The organism is Streptomyces sp. NPDC097107 (assembly GCF_044762405.1).
GTDB classification, from domain to species: domain Bacteria; phylum Actinomycetota; class Actinomycetes; order Streptomycetales; family Streptomycetaceae; genus Streptomyces; species Streptomyces thinghirensis.
Genome location: NZ_JBIWEF010000011.1, coordinates 174,375 through 193,594 on the forward strand (window position 1 = coordinate 174,375; position 19,220 = coordinate 193,594).

The 19,220-nt window shown below is 72.0% G+C and carries 20 protein-coding genes; 5 read left to right on the top strand and 15 right to left on the bottom strand.

Annotated elements, in window-relative coordinates; genetic code table 11:
- The first annotated feature begins 20 nt into the window (after positions 1–20).
- Positions 21–794 (top strand): SDR family NAD(P)-dependent oxidoreductase, encoded by a 774-nt coding sequence (locus ACIQ1J_RS25960; RefSeq protein ID WP_403560482.1) that lies wholly within the window; start codon positions 21–23, stop codon positions 792–794.
- A gap of 67 nt (positions 795–861) precedes the next feature.
- On the opposite strand, the gene ACIQ1J_RS25965 is transcribed toward ACIQ1J_RS25960, so the two are convergent.
- Entirely contained in the window at positions 862–1,113 is a 252-nt protein-coding gene (locus ACIQ1J_RS25965; RefSeq protein ID WP_403560484.1) for a DUF397 domain-containing protein, read from the bottom strand.
- Positions 1,110–1,952, bottom strand: a complete 843-nt coding sequence (locus tag ACIQ1J_RS25970) for a helix-turn-helix domain-containing protein (RefSeq protein WP_403560486.1) — start codon at positions 1,950–1,952, stop codon at positions 1,110–1,112. The genes ACIQ1J_RS25965 and ACIQ1J_RS25970 overlap by 4 nt, the downstream gene beginning before the upstream one ends.
- 243 nt (positions 1,953–2,195) lie before the next feature.
- Between ACIQ1J_RS25970 and ACIQ1J_RS25975 the strand changes: the two genes are divergently transcribed.
- A complete protein-coding gene (locus ACIQ1J_RS25975) occupies positions 2,196–3,203 on the top strand; it encodes a hypothetical protein (RefSeq protein WP_403560488.1) in 1,008 nt (335 codons plus the stop codon).
- Positions 3,204–3,298: 95 nt separating this feature from the next.
- Here ACIQ1J_RS25975 and ACIQ1J_RS25980 read toward each other — a convergent pair whose 3' ends face one another.
- Entirely contained in the window at positions 3,299–4,774 is a 1,476-nt protein-coding gene (locus ACIQ1J_RS25980) for a hypothetical protein (RefSeq protein WP_403560490.1), read from the bottom strand.
- The gene (locus tag ACIQ1J_RS25985) at positions 4,771–5,103 is read right to left on the bottom strand and encodes a hypothetical protein (protein WP_403560492.1); all 333 of its coding nucleotides are present in this window, start codon (positions 5,101–5,103) and stop codon (positions 4,771–4,773) included. Before ACIQ1J_RS25985 ends, ACIQ1J_RS25980 begins: the two co-directional genes overlap by 4 nt.
- A gap of 546 nt (positions 5,104–5,649) precedes the next feature.
- Here ACIQ1J_RS25985 and ACIQ1J_RS25990 point away from each other — a divergent pair.
- Together ACIQ1J_RS25990 and ACIQ1J_RS25995 are read left to right on the top strand one after the other, a co-directional pair.
- Complete coding sequence (locus ACIQ1J_RS25990; RefSeq protein WP_403560494.1) at positions 5,650–6,960, top strand: hypothetical protein; 1,311 nt, start codon at positions 5,650–5,652, stop codon at positions 6,958–6,960.
- Positions 6,961–7,058: 98 nt separating this feature from the next.
- The gene (locus ACIQ1J_RS25995; protein WP_403560496.1) at positions 7,059–7,520 is read left to right on the top strand and encodes an ATP-binding protein; all 462 of its coding nucleotides are present in this window, start codon (positions 7,059–7,061) and stop codon (positions 7,518–7,520) included.
- A gap of 188 nt (positions 7,521–7,708) precedes the next feature.
- On the opposite strand, the gene groL is transcribed toward ACIQ1J_RS25995, so the two are convergent.
- From groL to ACIQ1J_RS26015, 4 genes are all read right to left on the bottom strand, one after another.
- A complete protein-coding gene (groL, locus tag ACIQ1J_RS26000) occupies positions 7,709–9,334 on the bottom strand; it encodes a chaperonin GroEL (RefSeq protein WP_210957899.1) in 1,626 nt (541 codons plus the stop codon).
- A gap of 118 nt (positions 9,335–9,452) precedes the next feature.
- Complete coding sequence (gene groES, locus ACIQ1J_RS26005) at positions 9,453–9,761, bottom strand: co-chaperone GroES (protein ID WP_003974211.1); 309 nt, start codon at positions 9,759–9,761, stop codon at positions 9,453–9,455.
- A gap of 335 nt (positions 9,762–10,096) precedes the next feature.
- On the bottom strand, positions 10,097–10,816 hold the full coding sequence (locus tag ACIQ1J_RS26010; RefSeq protein WP_403560498.1) for a polysaccharide deacetylase family protein: 720 nt from the start codon (positions 10,814–10,816) through the stop codon (positions 10,097–10,099).
- Complete coding sequence (locus ACIQ1J_RS26015) at positions 10,813–11,682, bottom strand: polysaccharide deacetylase family protein (protein WP_403560500.1); 870 nt, start codon at positions 11,680–11,682, stop codon at positions 10,813–10,815. Before ACIQ1J_RS26015 ends, ACIQ1J_RS26010 begins: the two co-directional genes overlap by 4 nt.
- Positions 11,683–11,736: 54 nt before the next feature.
- Between ACIQ1J_RS26015 and ACIQ1J_RS26020 the strand changes: the two genes are divergently transcribed.
- Entirely contained in the window at positions 11,737–13,026 is a 1,290-nt protein-coding gene (locus ACIQ1J_RS26020) for a methyltransferase domain-containing protein (protein ID WP_403560502.1), read from the top strand.
- On the opposite strand, the gene ACIQ1J_RS26025 is transcribed toward ACIQ1J_RS26020, so the two are convergent.
- The 7 genes from ACIQ1J_RS26025 to rimI all read right to left on the bottom strand — a co-directional run bounded on the left by ACIQ1J_RS26025 (position 13,023) and on the right by rimI (position 19,205).
- Complete coding sequence (locus tag ACIQ1J_RS26025; protein ID WP_403560504.1) at positions 13,023–14,276, bottom strand: RNA polymerase sigma factor; 1,254 nt, start codon at positions 14,274–14,276, stop codon at positions 13,023–13,025. The genes ACIQ1J_RS26020 and ACIQ1J_RS26025 overlap by 4 nt on opposite strands.
- Before the next feature lie 44 nt (positions 14,277–14,320).
- Positions 14,321–14,677 (bottom strand): YciI family protein, encoded by a 357-nt coding sequence (locus ACIQ1J_RS26030; protein ID WP_210957904.1) that lies wholly within the window; start codon positions 14,675–14,677, stop codon positions 14,321–14,323.
- A 120-nt stretch (positions 14,678–14,797) separates the two neighbouring features.
- Entirely contained in the window at positions 14,798–15,823 is a 1,026-nt protein-coding gene (locus ACIQ1J_RS26035; RefSeq protein ID WP_403560507.1) for an LCP family protein, read from the bottom strand.
- A gap of 391 nt (positions 15,824–16,214) precedes the next feature.
- The gene (locus tag ACIQ1J_RS26040; protein WP_403560509.1) at positions 16,215–17,267 is read right to left on the bottom strand and encodes a LacI family DNA-binding transcriptional regulator; all 1,053 of its coding nucleotides are present in this window, start codon (positions 17,265–17,267) and stop codon (positions 16,215–16,217) included.
- 102 nt (positions 17,268–17,369) lie between these two features.
- Entirely contained in the window at positions 17,370–17,627 is a 258-nt protein-coding gene (locus ACIQ1J_RS26045) for a hypothetical protein (protein ID WP_403560511.1), read from the bottom strand.
- Entirely contained in the window at positions 17,624–18,727 is a 1,104-nt protein-coding gene (tsaD, locus tag ACIQ1J_RS26050; RefSeq protein WP_403560513.1) for a tRNA (adenosine(37)-N6)-threonylcarbamoyltransferase complex transferase subunit TsaD, read from the bottom strand. The genes ACIQ1J_RS26045 and tsaD overlap by 4 nt, the downstream gene beginning before the upstream one ends.
- Positions 18,720–19,205 carry a ribosomal protein S18-alanine N-acetyltransferase gene (gene rimI, locus ACIQ1J_RS26055; RefSeq protein ID WP_403560674.1) on the bottom strand — a complete coding sequence of 162 codons (486 nt, stop codon included), beginning with the start codon at positions 19,203–19,205 and terminating at the stop codon, positions 18,720–18,722. The genes tsaD and rimI overlap by 8 nt, the downstream gene beginning before the upstream one ends.
- Positions 19,206–19,220 lie beyond the last annotated feature (15 nt).

Consider the following 19,220-nt stretch of genomic DNA (forward strand, 5'->3'; position numbering starts at 1 on the left):
CGGGCCCATAACCTTGCGCCATGACAACGGCATTGATTACGGGATCGACGGCGGGCATCGGCGCCGCGTTCGCGCGGCGGCTGGCGGCCGACGGACACAACCTGGTGCTGGTGGCCCGCGACACCAAGCGGCTGCGCGAACAGGCGACCGAACTGCACGACCGGCACGGAATCGAGGCGGAGGTCCTGACGGCCGACCTGGCCACGGACCCCGGCATCGAGGCGGTGGCCGCCCGGCTCGGTGAGCGCAGGAGCCCCGTCGACCTGCTGGTCAACAACGCCGGCTTCGGCAACAAGGGCCGCTTCCTCGACGTCTCCATGGCCGACGAGCTGACGATGCTCAAGGTCCACTGCGAGGCGGTGCTCCGGCTGACCTCGGCGGCGACGGAGACGATGCGGGAGCGGGGCCGCGGCGGCGTGGTCAACGTGGCCTCGGTCGCGGCCTTCGTGCCGCGCGGCACCTACGGCGCCTCCAAGGCATGGGTCGTGCAGTTCACCCAGGGCGTGGCGAAGGACCTGGCCGGCAGCGGCGTACGGCTGATGGCCCTGTGTCCCGGCTTCGTGCGCACGGAGTTCCACCAGCGGGCCGGGATGGGCACGGACAACATCCCGAACTGGATGTGGCTGGACGCGGACAAGGTCGTCACCGCGGCCCTGGACGACCTGGCCCGCGGCAAGTCCCTCTCCATCCCCGACCCCCGCTACAAGACCCTGATGGGCGCGGCGAAGCTCGTACCGCGGGGGATGCTGGGCGGAATCACCTCACGGACGGGGCGGAAGTACGGGCCGCGGTAGGAGTGCCGGCTGCGCCTCCCCTTTCTCCGTCAGGGCGGCCGGTGCGAACCGGCCGCCCCTCGTCGCATCAGCCGCGCGCGGCCATCCGTACGAACGCCGTCCATCGAGCACTGGGGACGGCGAGGAGCGCCGCGTCCGGCTGCTTGGAGTCGCGAATCAGCACGGTCGCGTCCGTGTTCGCGACCTCGACACAGTCACCGCCGCTACCTGAGCTGTAGCTGCTTTTCGTCCAGGCGACTTCCACACACTGACCGCCGTCACCCGCGCTGTAACTGCTCTTAACCCAGGTCAGACCGGCTACCTGATCCGTGTCCTTCACAACTCTCCCAAGCGCTTCTCGACCCAGGTCAGCGACTCACGCGGGGTCATGGCCTGCGCCCGAAGAACCCCATACGTTGACTCGAACCCCTGGACCTTCACGGGCTCCGTGTGGAGGGCACTGTTGCTCTGCACCTCCGTGTAAGCCATCCTGCGCCCTCCGGACGCGAGGATCAACGTGAACGGTCCCGCGACTCCGGCGTGCTCCTCACGATCGGTCGGCATGACCTGGATCTCGATGTGCCGCTCATGGCCGACCATCAGCAACTGCTCCAACTGGGCGCGGTGCACGTCCTTTCCTCCGAGGGGCCTGAGAAGAACATGCTCGTCGATGACAAAACTCAAGAGCGGCCTGGACATGCGACACAACAGCTGTTGCCGGTCACGACGTGCGGCGACTCGCTGCTCCACGGTCTCCGTGTCCAGCAGAGGGCGCCACATGCCGAAGACCGCTCGCATGTACTCCTCGCACTGCAAAAGCCCGTTGACCAACTGGGTGTCGTAGGCGTGGAGTTCGACGGCCTCGGCTTCAAGTCTCACGAACCGCCTGAAGAACGACGGGTACCGAGCCTTCGCCACCTCCTCCTTCATCGCCGCCAGCACCCCGCGCGCCCCCACCGCACGGTCCACCGCGTCGACCAGCTCGGGCTTCGGGATGCGCCGCCCCTGTTCCACCGCCGCGATCTGTGCCTCGCCGTACCCGACCCGCTCCCCCAACTGCGCCTGCGTCAGTTCCGCGGCCTCGCGCAGCAGTTTCATCTGGCGGCCGAAGCAGCGCAGGAACTGCCCGCTGGAGTCCGGTTCCGTACCGCCCGTGCCCGCATCCGCTCCCGCGTCCATGCCTGCTCGCTCCTCGGCGTCGTCCAGTCACTCTCCGTAATCGGAGGCCAGGACGCGCGCGCGTCAACAGGGGTCACGAGCGGGCAAGTTGCCTCGTGTGGGTGAACGCCGATCAGCGAAAGCTTTCTTCACTCAACGCTTCGACGCGCACACGATCAGTGAGCTACCGTCCATCTCAGCGTCACCACACAAAGCAGCCCCCACCGACGGGGCCTAATCCGTCGGCAAGGGCCTGAACCATCAGTGGAAGGCAACTCCACCGTGATCTACCGGCACTTTATCGCGCCCCCGCGCGCCTTCACCCAGTTCTCGCACGACCTCATCCGGCATCCCCGGCTGTCCTCCGACGCCGTCCGGCTCCTGACCTGGCAGCTCTCGCTCCCTCCCGGCACCCGGGAATCTCTCTCCCGTACGGCTGAACGTGCCCGTATCGGTGGCTGCGCCTTCACCCGGGCCAAGCGGCAGCTCAAGGACGAAGGCTTCGTGCACGAGCGGCGGCTCCAGGGGCCCGGCGGTCTCTGGGTCACCCAACAGCTCGTCTCCAGCGTGCCCTTGAGCGAGGGCGAAGCCGTCAAGCTGCTCGCGCGGATGCCCGTGGGCCCGGCCGGTACGACCACCACCGAGCGCGTGGCACCACCGCAGCTCGCACCGGGTCGTCGTTCACCGGCCGTCGGTCAGCCGACCACCCCGCCCACCGACGGCTATCCATCTCAAGACCTTGAAGGAAACACCTCCAACCAACCCCCCAAGCCCCCCGCACCGCCCGAAGCGGGAGCGGAAGCGCAGGACCCGCAGCCGGATGACGGCGCACCCTCCGCGCCTCACCTCACCGCAGCCCGCGCCCTCGTCGACACCTTCCCCGCCCTCTCCCCCGACCTGCGCCACATCCCCCGCGCCATGCGCCCCGAGCTGACGCGCCTCACCGCCCGCTGGCTGGCCGCCGGGCACCCGCCCACCGCCGTCCGTACGCACATCCTGCGCGGCCTGCCTGACGACGGCACCCCCGTCCACCGCCCCGGCGGCCTCCTGCGCCACCTGCTCCGCGACGTACCGCCCCCGCCACCCGCGCCGGCCGACCGGCCCGCCACCACGGCACCAACGCACCCCGACGACCGCCCCGCCCGGCAACAATCCCCGGGCCCCCGCCTCTCCCGCCGCCTCGCAGGCACCCGTGAGTGCGCGGGCGACCACGTGCAGCCGCTGCTTTTCCGGCCCGTGGCAGACGAGACCCACTGCCCGCGTTGCCACTGACCGCAAGAGCCTCCCCCGGAGACCGTGAACCGACCGCCCCGTGGAGACGAGGCAGCTCGGGAACCGCCCGCGTCGCGGCTGAGGGCGGGCAGGGGTCAGCCGGCGACCCGGGGCACGCCGCCCTTGCGGCCCACGCCGAAGGCGATGCGGTAGACGTCCGGCAGGTCGATGCGGCCGTCGCGGCGGCGGCGCATCACGCCCAGTGCGATCAGTTCCTCGATCAGCAGCCGGGGGTCCTCCGGATATCTGGGACCGGTCCGCACCTTGCTCTCGTCCTCGTCATTGCGGTGGTCGTAGCGTTCGTCCAGCTTGCGCAGCCCGTCCACGAGGCGGAACTCCTGCCACAGGGTCTCCACCTTCGTCTGATCGATGGGGACCTGGTGCCCGGCCAGGGGCTTGATCGCCAATTCCACCCACGGCATGTCCTCGCCGACCTCTCTGACCCGGGTCTCCGAAGCCTTCTGCACCCCCCGCCGGATGCCCTCGTGATGCAGCGCGTACTCGTGACCGGCGTACTGGCCGCGGGTCTCCGACAGGGCCTTCTGCAAGGCGCTGAGGAAACTGCGCGGGCTGACCTGCTCCACGCCGTCCATCAGGTGGTTCGGCAGCCACGTGAAGGTGTGGCCCTTGCGGAAGTTCGAGCCCATGTACGGTCCGGCCAGCTGCGTGAACTGCTCCGACTGGAACTGCTCGTCGCCGCTGAGCAGCGGGGGCGGGATGTGGCGCGGGCTGTACGCCTCGCTCTGCCAGCCACCCGTGAGCTTCCGGAAGCGATCCGCCAGTTCGCTGTCGTGGTTGCCCATCGTGTGGAAGAGCAGCCCGTAGAGGTTGGCGCGGGACCAGGTCAGAGCCGCCGCGTTCGAGGTCAGTTTGGATGCGTCCGGGAAGTGCAGCAGTGCGCCGTCGTACATGTCGGGGCGGATGAACACCTTGAAGCGGATGCTGCGCGTCCCCAGGCGCATGGCGAGCGCCAGCTCCAGGATGCCGCCCACGAGCCGGTCCGCTTGGGCCCGCACCCGGTGCAGGTGCTCGAGCGCGTCGAAGAGGACCAGGTGCGTCGTACCCCACTGCTGCGCATCCCGATCAGCCTGCTGCACGGTGCGTTCCGCAGCGCCTGGATGGGCGCGCACCCACGCGGCCCGGTCCTTCCACTCGGGCAACTCGCGCAGTTCCGGCTGGCCGAGCGCACTCAACAGGACGGCGTACCAGAGGTCGTAGGGGCGGACGCCCTCCTCGACCAGCTGCCGCAGGTTACCCGGACCCGGGTAGAGATGGGGTTCCAAGGCTGCCCCGAACCCCTGGAACACCGAGACCCGCCGCAGCCGCTCGATGCCGTACTCCTGGGCGGCGACCTCACGCAGCGACTCGTTGAGGAGCGAGCGGTACCAGAACGTCTTGCCGACGCCACGGCCGCCCTGGACCACCGTGCTGTCGACGTACAGGGCCGCGCGGTGGGTGTCCGGGGTGAACAGGCTCTCGACCCTCGGCTCCACCGTGTCGGCGTCCGACGCCTCCGGGAGGGCGCCGGCCAGCAGCTCGCGGTACTCCTCGACGCTCAGGGGGGTGGTCATCGCGGTCCTTCGCTGGTCTGCGGGTCGGCGGTGATCAGGAGCGTAGCGGTGGGCAGGAAGTCCCGGTACGCCGCCTGCACGAAGGCCCGGTCCTGCCACCCGGGGGCGGTGACCAGGTCCAGGCCGACCAGGCCCGGTTCGAAGAGGATCGGGACGGGGTGGTGCGGGGCCGCCTCGTCCTCCAGGGAAGGGGAGAAGGCGTCGGAGCCGTACTCGTCGGCTCCGGCGGGGACGTCGTCGTAGAGCTGGGCGAAGCACTCCCAGGCGTGCTCGCGGAACGACTGGAGGTAGGCGCCCTCGGGCGAGTCGGGGACCATCGAGGCGACCATGCGGAGCTTCTCGCGGACGGCCGGTGCCTGTCCGGAGGAGAGCCAGGCCGCGAAGAGGTCGCCGTAGCCCTCCCAGGTCTGCGCGTTGTCCGTGCCGAAGAGCAGGGCCAGGTCGCAGAGGCGGGAGATGGCGACCGCGGCGATGTCGTGGATGCCGGCGCGGCTGTCCAGCAGGACGATGTCGGGGCGGCGTCCGCTGTCCCCGTCCCGGGCGACCGCGTCCTCGCAGGCGCGGACGGCCTGCTCCAGCCGGTCGGCGAAGTCGGCGCCCGGTACGTCGGCGTAAGCGCGGTTGAGCTTGTCGACGTAGGCGTAGGGGACGCCGCGTGGGCGAAGTGGCGCTCTTCTGAATTCACCGGCACGGCACGGATCTTAGGGCGCATGTCACTCGGATGGCCCAGCTCTGTTGCCCGCACGGGATCGTCACCCGAACGTGTGGTCCATTCCGGTCCCTCCCCGGTGAAGGCGGCGGAAAACGTAGCGTCAGGTGGCTGCGCGCGCAGCGGGCGGCGGGGTCGCGGGCCGACAAGGGAGAGGTGGCATCGGGTGAGTGCGGGCACGGGTGACCGGGGCGGACGGTTCGTCGACGGCGCCGGCAGCGGGCGTACGGACAGGGGGAAGCCGGGCCGGGGGGCGGTGACCGGCGGGGGGACGGTGATGTTCTCCGACGCTCCCGGCGGTGGGTGGCCGTCGGCTGCTCCCGCCTCGGAGGGGCGCGAGCCGTCGGCTGCTCCCGCCTCGGAGGGGCGCGAGCCGTCGGCTGCTCCCGCCTCGGAGCATCGCGCCGCCGTCGGTGCCGGGGCCGCCTCCGTCCCGCGCGCCCGGCCCACCCCTCGTCCCCGGCCCGGCGGTGTCCCCGCCGGGCACCTGGGTGCGGGGCGATGGGGGAAGATCGGGCAGCGGATCGTGCCGGACGACCTCCAGCCCGACGTGCTGCGCCTGGAGCTGACCGAACTCGGGGACGCGTTCCGCGCGTATCAGCGGCGCCCCGAACCGGACCTCGCCGTCCTCGCCGAACTCCACGACCGCAAGGCCCGCGCCTTCGCATTGTGGGCCGACGTCACCGGCGACGCGTCCCTGCGGGAGGAGGCGGAGCGGGCGGAGGCGGCGGCGCGGACCACCCGCGAGATGAACGCCAACCGCCTCGGCATCGCGGTGGACGGGGACGGGCCGGTCATCGAGCGGTTGCTGACCCGGGGCCAGGCCGCACACGCCCGTGGCGTGCTGGAGTACCTCCGGGCCCACGCCCCGCTGCCCGGGGCCGAAGCGCGGCTCGCGGTGCTCATGCTCACCCTGCGGGCCGCGCGCGCCGGTACCGGGAACGTCGCCGGGCAGGACCTCACCGGCTGGCTGCAGGGCGATGCCGAGCGGGTGCTCCAGGAGCTCGTCGACGTCGGCTGGCTGCGTCTGCCGGAGGACGTCTCCGCCGACGACGCGCTGACCTCCCGGCCCGAGGAGCCCACCCTGGTCACCGTCCCCTCGCTGCTGCCCACCGAGCCCCGCCCGTTCTCCTTCGGCAAGGTCACCCGCGCGCGGCTGTCGGGGTGGGCGCAGCGGGTGGTGGGCGACCGGAAGCTGCGGAAGAAGAAGGCGGGCGCCGCCACCCGGCTCCTCGCCGTGTACACCGCCGCCCACAGCCGTCCCGACGGGCGGCTCGGCGAGCGGGGCGAAGGCGCCGAGGGCGCCGGTGTCCGTCTCGACGCGGTCGCCTCTTTCTGCGCGCTGCGGCCCGAGGACGTCGCCGGGCACGCCGAGCTGCTGGTCGCGGCCGACTGGCTCGCCGAAGCCGACACTGACGGGGGCAGGCTGCGGGGGCGGCTCGGTGAGCGGGTCCTGCCGCTGAGCGGGCTGCTGTGACCGAGCACCCCGACACACGGCGGGCCGACCGCTACAGATGGCGGCCGTAGAGTCGAAGCACCTGGTCAGACCGGCCAACGAAGCGGGATCTTCGAGGCATGACCATTGCTTCCACCGGCGTCGCCTCCTTCGCGGCCGCCGCCTCCTTCACTCTCCGCTTCAGCGCCACCCCGCGCGGCGCCCGCCTGGCCCGGCGGCTCGCCTCGCACCAGCTGGACCGCTGGGGGTGGCCGTACCGCACACCGGTCCACGACGCCGTGGAACTGGTCGTGGGCGAGCTGGCGGCCAACGCGGTCACCCACGGACGGCTGCCGGGGCGGGATGCCGAGCTGCGGCTGGCCCACGATGGCGCGGGACGCGTCCTGGTGGAGGTGAGTGACGTGCGCGGGGAGCGTCGGCCGGTGCTCGCGCCGGAGGGACGGCGGCTCGCGGAGGACGGGCGCGGGCTGGCCCTGGTGGCCGCGCTCGCCGAGGAGTGGGGCGTGGCCGAGCGATCGGGGGCGCCGGGCAAGACCGTGTGGGCGGTCGTGGCGCCCGGCCCTCACCAGCACGTCCCCTGAGCCCCGCCCGGCAGCCTCCCGCGCCTCGGCAGCGTCGTACTGAGGGACGTCCTCGACATCAAGGAAGGCGTGTACGCGGACGTGCGGGCCGACGATTCCAAGCCCGGGCGAACGCGCGGTGCCCAGCACCCCCGCAGGGGTACTGGGCACCGTCGGCCCGGTCGGCCGGGTTCAGCTCAGCGCAGCGCTCAGTGGGCGTGGCCGTGGCCGTGGCCCGCGGCGGCCGGCTCTTCCTCTTCCTTCTTCTCGACGACCAGGGTCTCGGTCGTCAGGAGGAGGGAGGCGATGGAGGCGGCGTTCTCCAGGGCCGAGCGGGTGACCTTCACCGGGTCGATGACGCCGGCCTTGACCAGGTCGCCGTACTCGCCGGTGGCGGCGTTGAAGCCCTGGCCCTTGTCGAGCTCGGCGACCTTGGAGGTGATGACGTAGCCCTCCAGGCCGGCGTTCTCGGCGATCCAGCGCAGCGGCTCGACGGCGGCCTTGCGGACGACCGCGACACCGGTGGCCTCGTCGCCGGTCTTGCCGAGGTTGCCCTCGAGGACCTTGACGGCGTGGACCAGCGCGGAGCCACCACCGGAGACGATGCCCTCCTCGACCGCGGCGCGGGTCGCGGAGATGGCGTCCTCCAGACGGTGCTTGCGCTCCTTCAGCTCCACCTCGGTGGCGGCGCCGACCTTGATCACGCACACGCCGCCGGCCAGCTTCGCGAGGCGCTCCTGGAGCTTCTCGCGGTCCCAGTCGGAGTCCGTGTTCTCGATCTCGGCCTTGATCTGGGCGATGCGGCCCTGGACCTCGTCACGCTTGCCGGCACCGTCGACGATCGTGGTGTCGTCCTTGGTGACGGTGATGCGACGGGCGGTGCCGAGCACCTCCAGGCCGACCTGGTCGAGCTTGAGGCCGACCTCCTCGGAGATGACCGTGGCGCCGGTGAGGACGGCCATGTCCTGCAGCATCGCCTTGCGGCGGTCGCCGAAGCCGGGGGCCTTGACGGCCACCGCGTTGAACGTGCCGCGGATCTTGTTCACGACGAGGGTGGAGAGCGCCTCGCCCTCCAGGTCCTCGGCGATGATCAGCAGCGGCTTCGAGGCGTTGGCCTGGATGACCTTCTCCAGCAGCGGCAGCATGTCCGCGATGGAGGAGATCTTGCCCTGGTTGATGAGGATGTACGGGTCCTCGAGGACGGCCTCCATGCGCTCCTGGTCCGTCACGAAGTACGGCGACAGGTAGCCCTTGTCGAAGGCCATGCCCTCGGTGAAGTCCAGCTCCAGACCGAAGGTGTTGGACTCCTCGACGGTGATGACACCGTCCTTGCCGACCTTGTCCATCGCCTCGGCGATCAGCTCGCCGACCTGCTGGTCCTGGGCGGACAGCGCGGCCACGGCGGCGATGTCGGACTTCTCGTCGATCGGGCGGGCGGTGGCGAGGAGGTCCTCGGACACGGCGGCGACGGCCGCGTCGATGCCCTTCTTCAGCAGCGCCGGGGAGGCGCCGGCGGCGACGTTCTTCAGGCCCTCGCGGACCAGCGCCTGGGCCAGCACGGTGGCGGTGGTGGTGCCGTCACCCGCGATGTCGTTGGTCTTGGTCGCCACCTCCTTCACCAGCTGGGCGCCGAGGTTCTCGTACGGGTCATCGATCTCGACCTCGCGGGCGATCGTGACACCGTCGTTGGTGATGGTCGGGGCGCCGAACTTCTTGTCGATGACGACGTTGCGGCCCTTGGGGCCGATCGTCACCTTCACCGTGTCGGCGAGCTTGTTGACGCCGCGCTCGAGGGCGCGACGGGCGTCCTCGTCGAACTTCAGGATCTTCGCCATGGGAGCGTGAGCCCTCTTCCGGAAATCTTGGGGTTATACGGCACTGCGCCCCCGACACCCGGCTTTTTATGGACGCGGGAGCCAGGGGCGCAGCTGGGAAGCAAGGTGCTTCGGTGAACTACTTCTCGACGATCGCGAGCACGTCGCGGGCCGAGAGGACGAGGTACTCCTCGCCGTTGTACTTCACCTCGGTGCCGCCGTACTTGCTGTAGAGCACGACGTCGCCGACGCTGACGTCGAGCGGAAGACGGTTGCCGTCCTCGAAGCGGCCCGGGCCGACGGCCAGGACGACGCCCTCCTGGGGCTTCTCCTTGGCCGTGTCCGGAATGACCAGGCCTGAAGCCGTGGTCTGCTCGGCGTCGAGCGGCTGGACCACAATGCGGTCCTCGAGCGGCTTGATGGCAACCTTGGAGCTGGTGGTCGTCACGATCCGACCTCCCCCTTCGGAGATCTCACGGGGTTAACTGTCTGAGGTGGCGACCAGGTGGATCCGTCGTCGCGGGTGCCGGACCTGCCCGTCGCGTAGTTGGCACTCTCCAGTGGGGAGTGCCAGGTCTGAGACTATGACCGCGATTAGCACTCGGTCAAGCGGAGTGCCAATGCCGACGGCGCGTCGGGGTATTTCGGCGGGAAGCGGGGGGCCCGGAGGCCGCCGCCCCGGCATCAAGAAGTCAGCGCAGGACCTCGGCGCAGGACCTCGGCGCAGGACCTCGGCGCGTGACCTCGGCGCGTGACCTCGGCGCGTGACCTCGGCGCAGGACGTCAGAGGTAGTCGCTCAGGCGTCCCACCCTGAGCCCCTGCTCCTCGATCGTCTCCAGCAAACGTTCCGTGCGGGTGCTCAGGCCCAGGCCCGTCGGGTGGTCCGGGTCGACGGACACGATGTCGCCGGGGTGGAGGCGGTGTTCGCCGCGGGTGTAGGCCAGGTCGCCGCCGGCGTCCAGGGCCGCCCGCCACAGGACGACCGCCGCGACACCGCAGTCGGCGGCGGCGCGCAGGGTCGTGGTGTCGTACGTGCCGTAGGGCGGGCGGAAGAGGTGAGGACGGACGCCGAAACGGGACCTGAGCTTGGTCTGCTGACCGCAGATCTCGGCGCGCTGGCCGACGTAGGGCAGGCCGCGCAGGGAGCGGTGGTCCAGGGTGTGGTTCTGCAGGCTCGCGCCGACCGAGCGGAGCCGGGCGAAGTGGCCGTACGCGGGGCCGGCGACGGTGTCGGTGAGGAACAGGGTGACGGGGAGCCGCCGTTCGCGGACCAGGTCGGCGAAGCGCGGGTCCCGCTCGGCACTGTCGTCGAAGGTGAGGAAGACGACCCGGTCCGTGGTGCGGACGTGGTCCACGACGGGCGGCAGGTTCTGCCCCCGGTCGCCGCCCTGAGCGGGCTCACCGGCCGCCGGCTGCTGCGCGGGGCCGGCGAACTGGGCGCAGCCGGTGAGCAGTACGGCTGCCAGGGCGGCCCCGGCCGGCCGGAACCGCCCGCGCCTCACAGGTAGTCCTCCAGCCGGGCCACGGCGTATCCCTCGGCGGTGACCTTGTCGAGGAACTCGCGGGCCATGTCGCGCATGGTGCCGCCCCAGTCGTCCGCGCCCCGGAAGTGGGTGAGGACGATGTCGCCGGGGTGGATCTCCCGGTCCCACTCGCGGTAGTCCCAGTGGTCGGCGAAGACCTCCTCGTTCCAGATCGGGGCGTACTCGATCCCGCAGGCCTTGGCGGCGCGCAGGGTGTCGCGGTTGTAGTTGCCGTAGGGCGGGCGGAAGAGGGTGGGGCGCTCGCCGTAGCGCTCCTCGATCACGTCCTGCATGCCGCAGATCTCGCGCTTCTGCTCGGCGTAGGAGAGGCCGGGCAGGTAAGGGTGGTGGAGGGTGTGGTTGTTGAGGGTGACGCCTCGGTCCTGCATCTTCTTGAAGTAGCCGTAGTCCTCCTTCGCCAGGTAGTCGCTGAGGAAGGCGGTGTACGGGATCTTCAGCTCGCTCATCATCCGCAGGAACGCCGGGTCCTTCTCGGCGCCGTCGTCGATGGTGAGGAAGACGATCTTCCTTTTGGTGGGGATCGAGGTGAAGACCGGCGGGAGGTTCTTCTGGCCGGTCACCTCGAAGCCCTCGCGCGCCTTGATCTCCGGCTTCTTCGCGGGGGGCGGCGGGGCCGTCAGCGGGACCTTCTTCAGCTTCCAGCGCTTGGCGGCTGCGACCCGGGCGGCGTGTGCGGCGCGCAGCTTGGACGCGTAGGCGTCGAGCGCGCGGGCCGGGGGCGCCTGGAGGGGCTGCCGGCCGGCGGCGCCCCGCACCTCGGAGGCGTCCTGCGCACAGCCGGAGGCGAGGGCGGCGACGGCGAGCGCGGCGACACCGCCGCGCATCCGGAGCCCTGGGGAGGACGCCCGGAACACCCTGGACGCCCGGCTTTTGTCATTTTGTACGACTACTCGCATGGTGCGGGATCCTCGCAGTCCCCGGCCGCCGAACCCCGCCCGACACCGCGCCGGAGGCACACCATCCACCGACTGGCCCACAATGTTCCGGTGAACGACCTCGACGCCCTCCTCGCCCTGCTCACCCCCGAGGGCCGCGCCCTCCTCGACGAGGTGCGCGACACCGACCCCGCGCGGGAGTTGGCGGTAGCGACCCGGCTGCGGCGCACGCACCCCGCCGAGCTGGTGTCGGCCGCGCTCGGGCAGGCGCGGCTGCGGCAGCGGGCGGTGGCGAAGTTCGGGGCCGAGGACGCCGGGCGGATGTTCTTCACGACCGACGGGGTCGAGCAGTCGACGCGGGCGAGCGTGGCCGCGTACCGGGCCGGGCGGATGTCGGCCCTGGGCGTGACCTCGGTCGCCGACCTGTGCTGCGGGATCGGCGGGGACGCGATCGCGCTGGCCCGGGCCGGGATCCGGGTGCTGGCCGTGGACCGGGACCCGGCGACGGCCGCCGCGGCCCGCGCCAACGCGGGGGCGCTGGGGCTGGACGAGCTGATCGAGGTCCGCGAGGCGGACGTCACGGAAGTCGACACCGGTGGGTACGACGCCGTGTTCGTCGATCCCGCGCGGCGGGGCGGGCGCGGCCGGATCTTCGACCCGGAGGCGTACTCGCCGCCGCTGTCCTGGGCGGTCGCGGCGGCCCGTACGGCCCCCCGCGCCGCCGCGCTGAAGGTCGCGCCCGGCATTCCGCACGAGGCGGTGCCGGACGGCGCCGAGGCGGAGTGGATCTCCGACGGCGGCGACGTGAAGGAGGCCGTGCTGTGGTTCGGCACGGCGCCGGGGGCGGTGCGCGCCACGCTGCTGCCGGGCCCCCGCACCCTGCTCGGCACCGGTCTGCCCGACCCGGAGGTCCGCACTCCCGGCCGGTACCTCTACGAGCCGGACGGCGCCGTCATCCGCGCCCATCTGGTCGCCGAGGTCGCCGAGCAGGTCGGCGGAGGGCTGCTCGACGCGACCATCGCGTACGTCACCGCGGACGAGCTGCTGCCGACGCCGCACGCCACGGCGTACGAGATCACCGACCGGATGCCCTTCAACGTCAAGAAGCTGAAGGCGCTGCTGCGGGAGCGCCGGGTCGGCAACCTGACCGTGAAGAAGCGCGGCTCGGCGGTCGAGCCGGAGGAACTGCGGCGGAAGGTCAAGCCCCAGGGGCCGAACGCGGCGACGGTGTTCATGACCCGGGTCGCGGGGGCGCCGACGATGCTGATCGGGCGTCCGGCGGGCAGGCTCTAGCCGTCCGTTCCCCGCGCCCGGCGCGTCAGCAGCTCGCGTTCGCGTTCGTTGCGGGCCAGCGACGCGGCGCGTTCGAACTCCGTGCGGGCCTCGGCCTCACGGCCCAGGCGGAGCAGGAGGTCGCCGCGGACGCTGGGGAGCAGGTGGTAGTCGCGCAGGGCGGGTTCGGCGGCGAGGGCGTCGACGAGGATCAGTGCCGGGGCGGGGCCCTCGGCCATCGACACGGCGACCGCGCGGTTGAGTTCGACGACCGGGGACGGGGCGCGGGCCGCGAGCAGGCCGTAGAGCGTGGCGATGCGCGGCCAGTCGGTCTCCTCGTACGTGTACGCCGTCGCGTGGCAGGCGGCGATCGCGGCCTGGAGCGCATACGGGCCCGGCGCGCCGGAGCCGGTGGTGTGGGCGCGGTCGAGGGCGGTGATGCCGCGGGCGATGAGCATGCGGTTCCAGCGGCGGCGGTTCTGGTCCTTGAGGAGCACCGGCGCGCCGTCGGTGCCGGTGCGGGCGGCGGTGCGGGACGCCTGGAACTCCAGCAGGGCGGCCAGACCGTGGACCTCCGGCTCCTTCGGCATCAGCGCGGAGAGCACGCGGGCCAGGCGAAGGGCGTCCTCGCACAGGGCCGGGCGGAGCCAGTCGTCCCCGGCGGTGGCCGCGTATCCCTCGTTGAAGATCAGGTAGATGACCTCCAGGACCGAGCCGAGGCGGGCGGCGCGGTCCGGGCCGTACGGCACCTCGAAGGCGACGTTCTTCGTGGCCAGGGTGCGTTTGGCGCGCACGATGCGCTGTGCGACCGTCGGTTCCGGGACGAGGAAGGCGCGGGCGATCTCGGGTGTGGTGAGGCCACCCAGCAGGCGCAGGGTGAGGGCGATGCGGGCCTCGGCGGACAGCACCGGGTGGCAGGCGGTGAAGACCAGCCGCAACAGGTCGTCGTCGATGTCGTCGGGGCCGGCGGGCTCCTCGGGCGGTGCGGCCGCGGTGGGCAGGTCCCGGCCGATCTCCGCCAGCTTGCGGGCGTAGTTCTCCCGGCGCCGGATCAGGTCGACGGCGCGGCGCCGGGCGGTGGCCATGAGCCAGGCGCCCGGGTTGTCGGGCACGCCGTCCCGCGGCCACTGCTCCAGGGCCGCGACCAGGGCGTCCTGCGTGAGTTCCTCGGCGATGCCGACGTCCCGGACCAGGCGGGCGACGCCGGCGATGACGCGGGGCGACTCCAGGCGGAAGACGGTTTCGAGGGCCTCGGTGGGCTGTGGCTTCACAGCCCACCATGCAACACCCTCGGGCCCGCGGGGCGGAACTCCGGTCAGCCCTCCATCAGCTCCCGCACCTCGCAGGTCACCGTCCAGTACTCCTCGTGCACCTTCAGGAAGCGCTTGGTCCACTCGATCGCCTCGGCCTTGTCCTTGGCCTGCAGGAGCGAGTAGCCGCCGATGACCTCCTTGGACTCGGTGAAGGGCCCGTCGGTGACGGACAGCTGCCCGCCCTCGTAGTGGACGCGGGAGCCCTGGGCCGTCGGGGTGAGCCCGGCGGTGTCGAGCAGGACGCCGGCCTTCGTCATCTCCTCCATCAGCTTCTCCATACGCTGCACCAGCTCGGGGCTGGGGCCGCCGGAGAGGGCGTCGCTCTCCTCGATCCGGATCAGCGACAGGTAGCGGGGCATGGTGACTCCTCGGGGTGGCTCGGGCCGGGTCCGTCCCGGCCTCTCACCCGTGCGTCGAACGGGCGGTCCGCGGATCGACACGCCCTTCGGAATCTCCCGGAGATATTTCCCGGAGCTTCCTCAGCGCCGCAGCGATTCCCACAGGTCAGCGGCGTCCGGCTGCTCGGCCACCACTCGGTTGGCGTCCCAGGGCGCCGGTACGACGGGCATCGTCACCGTGCGTACGTCGTCCGCCGTCAGGCCCCCGAGGCTGCGGCCGAGGCTCATCAGCTCGCCCAGCGAGTCCAGGCCGGTGTCGGTGGTGAGGCCGCCGGTGACCGCGTCGGTGACCTGGTACAGCCGCGCGGGGTCGGTGAGCAGGTCGGTGGCGGAGATCTGCTCCAGCAGCGCCTTCACCAGCTTCTGCTGGAGCTCTATGCGGGCGAGGTCGCTGCCGCCGTCCAGTCCGTACCGGGTGCGGGCCAGACCGAGGGCCTCGGTGCCGTCGAGGTGGTGGGTGCCGGCGTCCAGGTGGAGGTGGCTCTTGTCGTCGTCGATGTCCACGTCCGTGGTGACCGTGACCCCGCCGAGCGCGTCGACCAGCTTGGCGAAGCCGGAGAAGTCGATCTCGATGTAGTGGTCCATGCGGACGCCGGTCATCGACTCGACGGTCTTGACCGCGCAGACCGGACCGCCCAGCGCGTAGGCGGTGTTGAACATCGCACCGCTCGCTTCCCGGGCCTCGCCCCCGGACGGCAGCGGGCAGGACGGGCGGGTGACGAGCGTGTCGCGCGGGATGCTCACGACGGTGGCGGTTGTCCGGCCCGCGTCCAGGTGGACGACCATCGCGGTGTCCGAACGGGCGCCCTCGCTGTCGCCGCCGCCGAGTTCCTGGTTCTCCTCGCCGCCGCGCGAGTCCGAACCGAGGACCAGGACGTTCAGGGTTCCGGTGGGCACGGGGGACGCCGAGGGGGAGGGGGCCGTGACCGGCCGCGCGGGGCGGTCGTCGCCGAGCGCGCCGTTGATGTCGACGCTTCTGATGTTGCCGTTCAGGTGCCAGTAGGCCCAGCCCGCCGCGGCGGCCCCGAGCAACAGGGCGCCGACCAGGGCGAGGCCTGCCGCCTTCAGCCCCTTCGAACGCCCGCCCCGCCCACCCCGCGCAGTCATGCGTCCGCCCCCGCCCCTGCCGGTACCGTTCCGCGTCCCCACGCGAATGCCCCATCAGGAGGAACATAAGTCCGAATTGTTGGGACGGGCCCGTGCGGGCCGTCATTCTGCGGAAATTCTCAGACTTCGGAGGACCGTCGAAAGTATCGAACCGAGACGGTGAGCGGCTTGGATCGACGGCCCGCGGCTCGGATCGGTGGTGAGCAGCCCGGGTCGGTGGTGAGCGGATCGGATCGACGGCCCGCGGCCCGAATCGGTGGTGAGCGGCCCGGGCCGGTGGTGAGCGGATCGGATCGACGGCCCGCGGCCCGAATCGGTGGTGAGCAGCCCGGGCCGACACGGAGCAGCCCGGGCCGACACGGAGCAGCCCGGGCCGGCGCGGAGCGGCCCGTCAGGCGGCCGGAGGCGCCCCCGTACTGCTGCGTACCTCCAGGCTCGTGGCCAGCTCCACCCGGGTCGCCGCCGCGGACCCGTCGTCCCGCCCGAGGTCCAGGACCAGCCGGGCCGCCGCCTCGGCCATCTCCATGAGCGGCTGCCGTACGGTCGTCAGCGGCGGCCCCACCCAGCGGGCCACCGGCAGGTCGTCGAACCCGACCACGCTCAGGTCCTGCGGGATGCGCAGCCCGAGCTCACGCGCGGCCTCGTACAGCCCGAGCGCCTGGAGGTCGTTGCCGGCGAAGACGGCGGTCGGCCGGTCGGGGCGGCGCAGCAGTTCCAGGCCCTGCCGGTAGCCGGCCTCGTGGTGGAAGTCGCCGGTCTTGATGAGATCCGGGGCGACGGGCAGCCCGGCCGTCTCCAGGGCGGCCCGGTAGCCGTCGACGCGGGCGCGGCTGCACATCATCCGGGTGGGCCCGCTGATCGCGCCGATCCGGGTGTGACCGAGGTCGACCAGGTGCCGGGTGGCGGCGAGTCCGCCCTGCCAGTTGGTGGCGCCGATGGACGGCACGTCCGCGCCGGGGTCGCCGGCCGGGTCCATCACCACGAACGGGATGGAGCGGCTGGTGAGCAGGGCCCGCTGGGACTCGTCGAGGCCGGACAGGACGAGGATCACGCCGTGCGGACGGCGGGCGGCGACCTGGTCGGCCCAGGTCCGGCCGGGCGTGAGGCGCCCCGCGCTCTCGGAGAGGACGACGCTGAGCCCCGCGTCCCGCGCCACGTTCTCCACGCCCCGGATGACCTCCATCGCCCAGGCGCTCTCCAGTTCGTGGAAGACCAGGTCGATCAGGGGGGAGCGGCTCGCCTCGGCCCGCCGCCGCCGGTAGCCGTGAGTGCGCAGCAGCTCCTCCACGCGGGCCCGGGTCCCGGGGGCGACGTCGGCGCGGCCGTTGAGGACCTTCGAAACAGTCGGCGCCGACACACCGGCCTCACGCGCGATCTCGGCGAGGGTCGCGGTCTGCGCGGACCGCCTTTGCGTGCGGGTTTCAGCGGGCTGCGGGGATGTCATGGCGGCGATCGTATCCCTGTGCGCCTTCTTGACGCAGTCTTCGGTGAGCCATGGACCATCGGATCGTTCGCTTCGAGTGCCGAAACATTCGACCTCTGGGCGTCAGTGTGCGGCCACCGACTCGAAGCGCCACCGGTGGACCGCCCGCATGACCAGGTCCCCGTCCGGCTCGGGAAGTTCCGGCAGCTCGGCGTCGTAGTCGGCGTCCCACCAGGTGATGACGAGGACCCGGTCCTGCGGGGCACGCAGGACCTCCCTGCGCAGGGGGGTGCCGTCGAGCGGCTGTGCCCGTGCCCAGGCCAGCAGTTCCCCGCCCCGGCCGGACACGGCCCTCGCCTCCCACATCAGCGCGACGGTCACGAGTACAGGTTCTCCTTGCTGACCTCGTGGACGTGGTCGTGAGCGTGCGTGTGGCCGTGGCCCGGCACGTGCGGTTCGGTCACCGGCAGGGAGGAGTCGGCCGAGAGGTCCCAGTCGGAGGCGGCCCGGCCCCGGGCGACCATCTCCGCGCCGAGCGCCGCCACCATCGCCCCGTTGTCCGTGCACAGCTTGGGCCGCGGCACGCGCAGCCGGATGCCTGCCGCCTCGCAGCGCTCCTGGGCCAGCGCCCGCAGCCGGGAGTTGGCGGCCACGCCGCCGCCGATCATCAGGTGGTCGACGCCCTGGTCCTTGCAGGCGCGCACCGCCTTGCGGGTCAGCACGTCCACGACCGCCTCCTGGAAGGAGGCCGACACGTCGCGCACCGGCACGTCCTCCCCCGCCGCCCGCTTGGCCTCGATCCAGCGGGCCACGGCCGTCTTCAGCCCGGAGAAGGAGAAGTCGTACGCCGGGTCGCGCGGGCCGGTCAGTCCGCGCGGGAAGGCGATCGCGTTCGGGTCGCCCTCGCGCGCGTACCGGTCGATGACCGGGCCGCCGGGGAAGCCCAGGTTCAGCACGCGAGCGATCTTGTCGAAGGCCTCGCCGGCCGCGTCGTCGATGGTGGCGCCCATCGGGCGGACGTCGGAGGTGATGTCGGTGGAGAGCAGGAGCGACGAGTGTCCGCCGGAGACCAGCAGCGCCATCGTCGGCTCGGGCAGCGGGCCGTGCTCCAGCTGGTCCACGCAGATGTGCGAGGCGAGGTGGTTGACGCCGTACAGGGGCTTGCCGAGGGCGTAGGCGTACGCCTTCGCCGCCGAGACGCCGACCAGCAGGGCGCCGGCGAGGCCGGGGCCGGCGGTGACGGCGATTCCGTCGAGGTCGCGGGCGCCGACCCCGGCCTCCTTCAGGGCGCGGTCGATGGTGGGGACCATCGCCTCCAGGTGGGCGCGGCTCGCCACCTCGGGGACGACGCCGCCGAAGCGGGCGTGCTCGTCCACGCTGGACGCGACGGCGTCGGCCAGCAGGGTGGTGCCCCGGACGACACCGACACCGGTCTCGTCGCAGGAGGTCTCGATCCCCAGGACCAGAGGTTCGTCAGGCATGGTTGTCGGTTCCTCGTTCGGTTCCCGGTACGGAGGTGGAAGGGTCGGTCAGGCGCATCACCAGGGCGTCCACGTTCCCCGGCTGGTAGTAGCCGCGTCTGAAGCCGATGGGCTCGAAGCCGAAGCGCTCGTACAGCCGTTGGGCGCGGGTGTTGTCCACCCGGCACTCCAGCAGCACCTCGGCGCACTCGAAGGCGGTCGCCGCCCGCAGCAGTTCGGTCAGCAGCCGCGCGCCGAGGCCGGTGCCCCAGTGGTCGCGGGCGACGGCGATGGTCTGCACGTCGGCCTGGTCCCCGGAGGTGACGAGGCCCGCGTAGCCGACGACTTGGCCGTCCTTCTCGGCGACCAGGTACCGCCGGGTCGCCCCGGGGCCGCGCGCATGGGCCAGCTCGGACCAGAACATCCCCCGCGACCAGGCGTCCTCCGGGAACAGCTCCCGTTCCATCCGGAGCACGGGGTCGATGTCCCACCAGCGCATCTCGCGCAGTCCGGC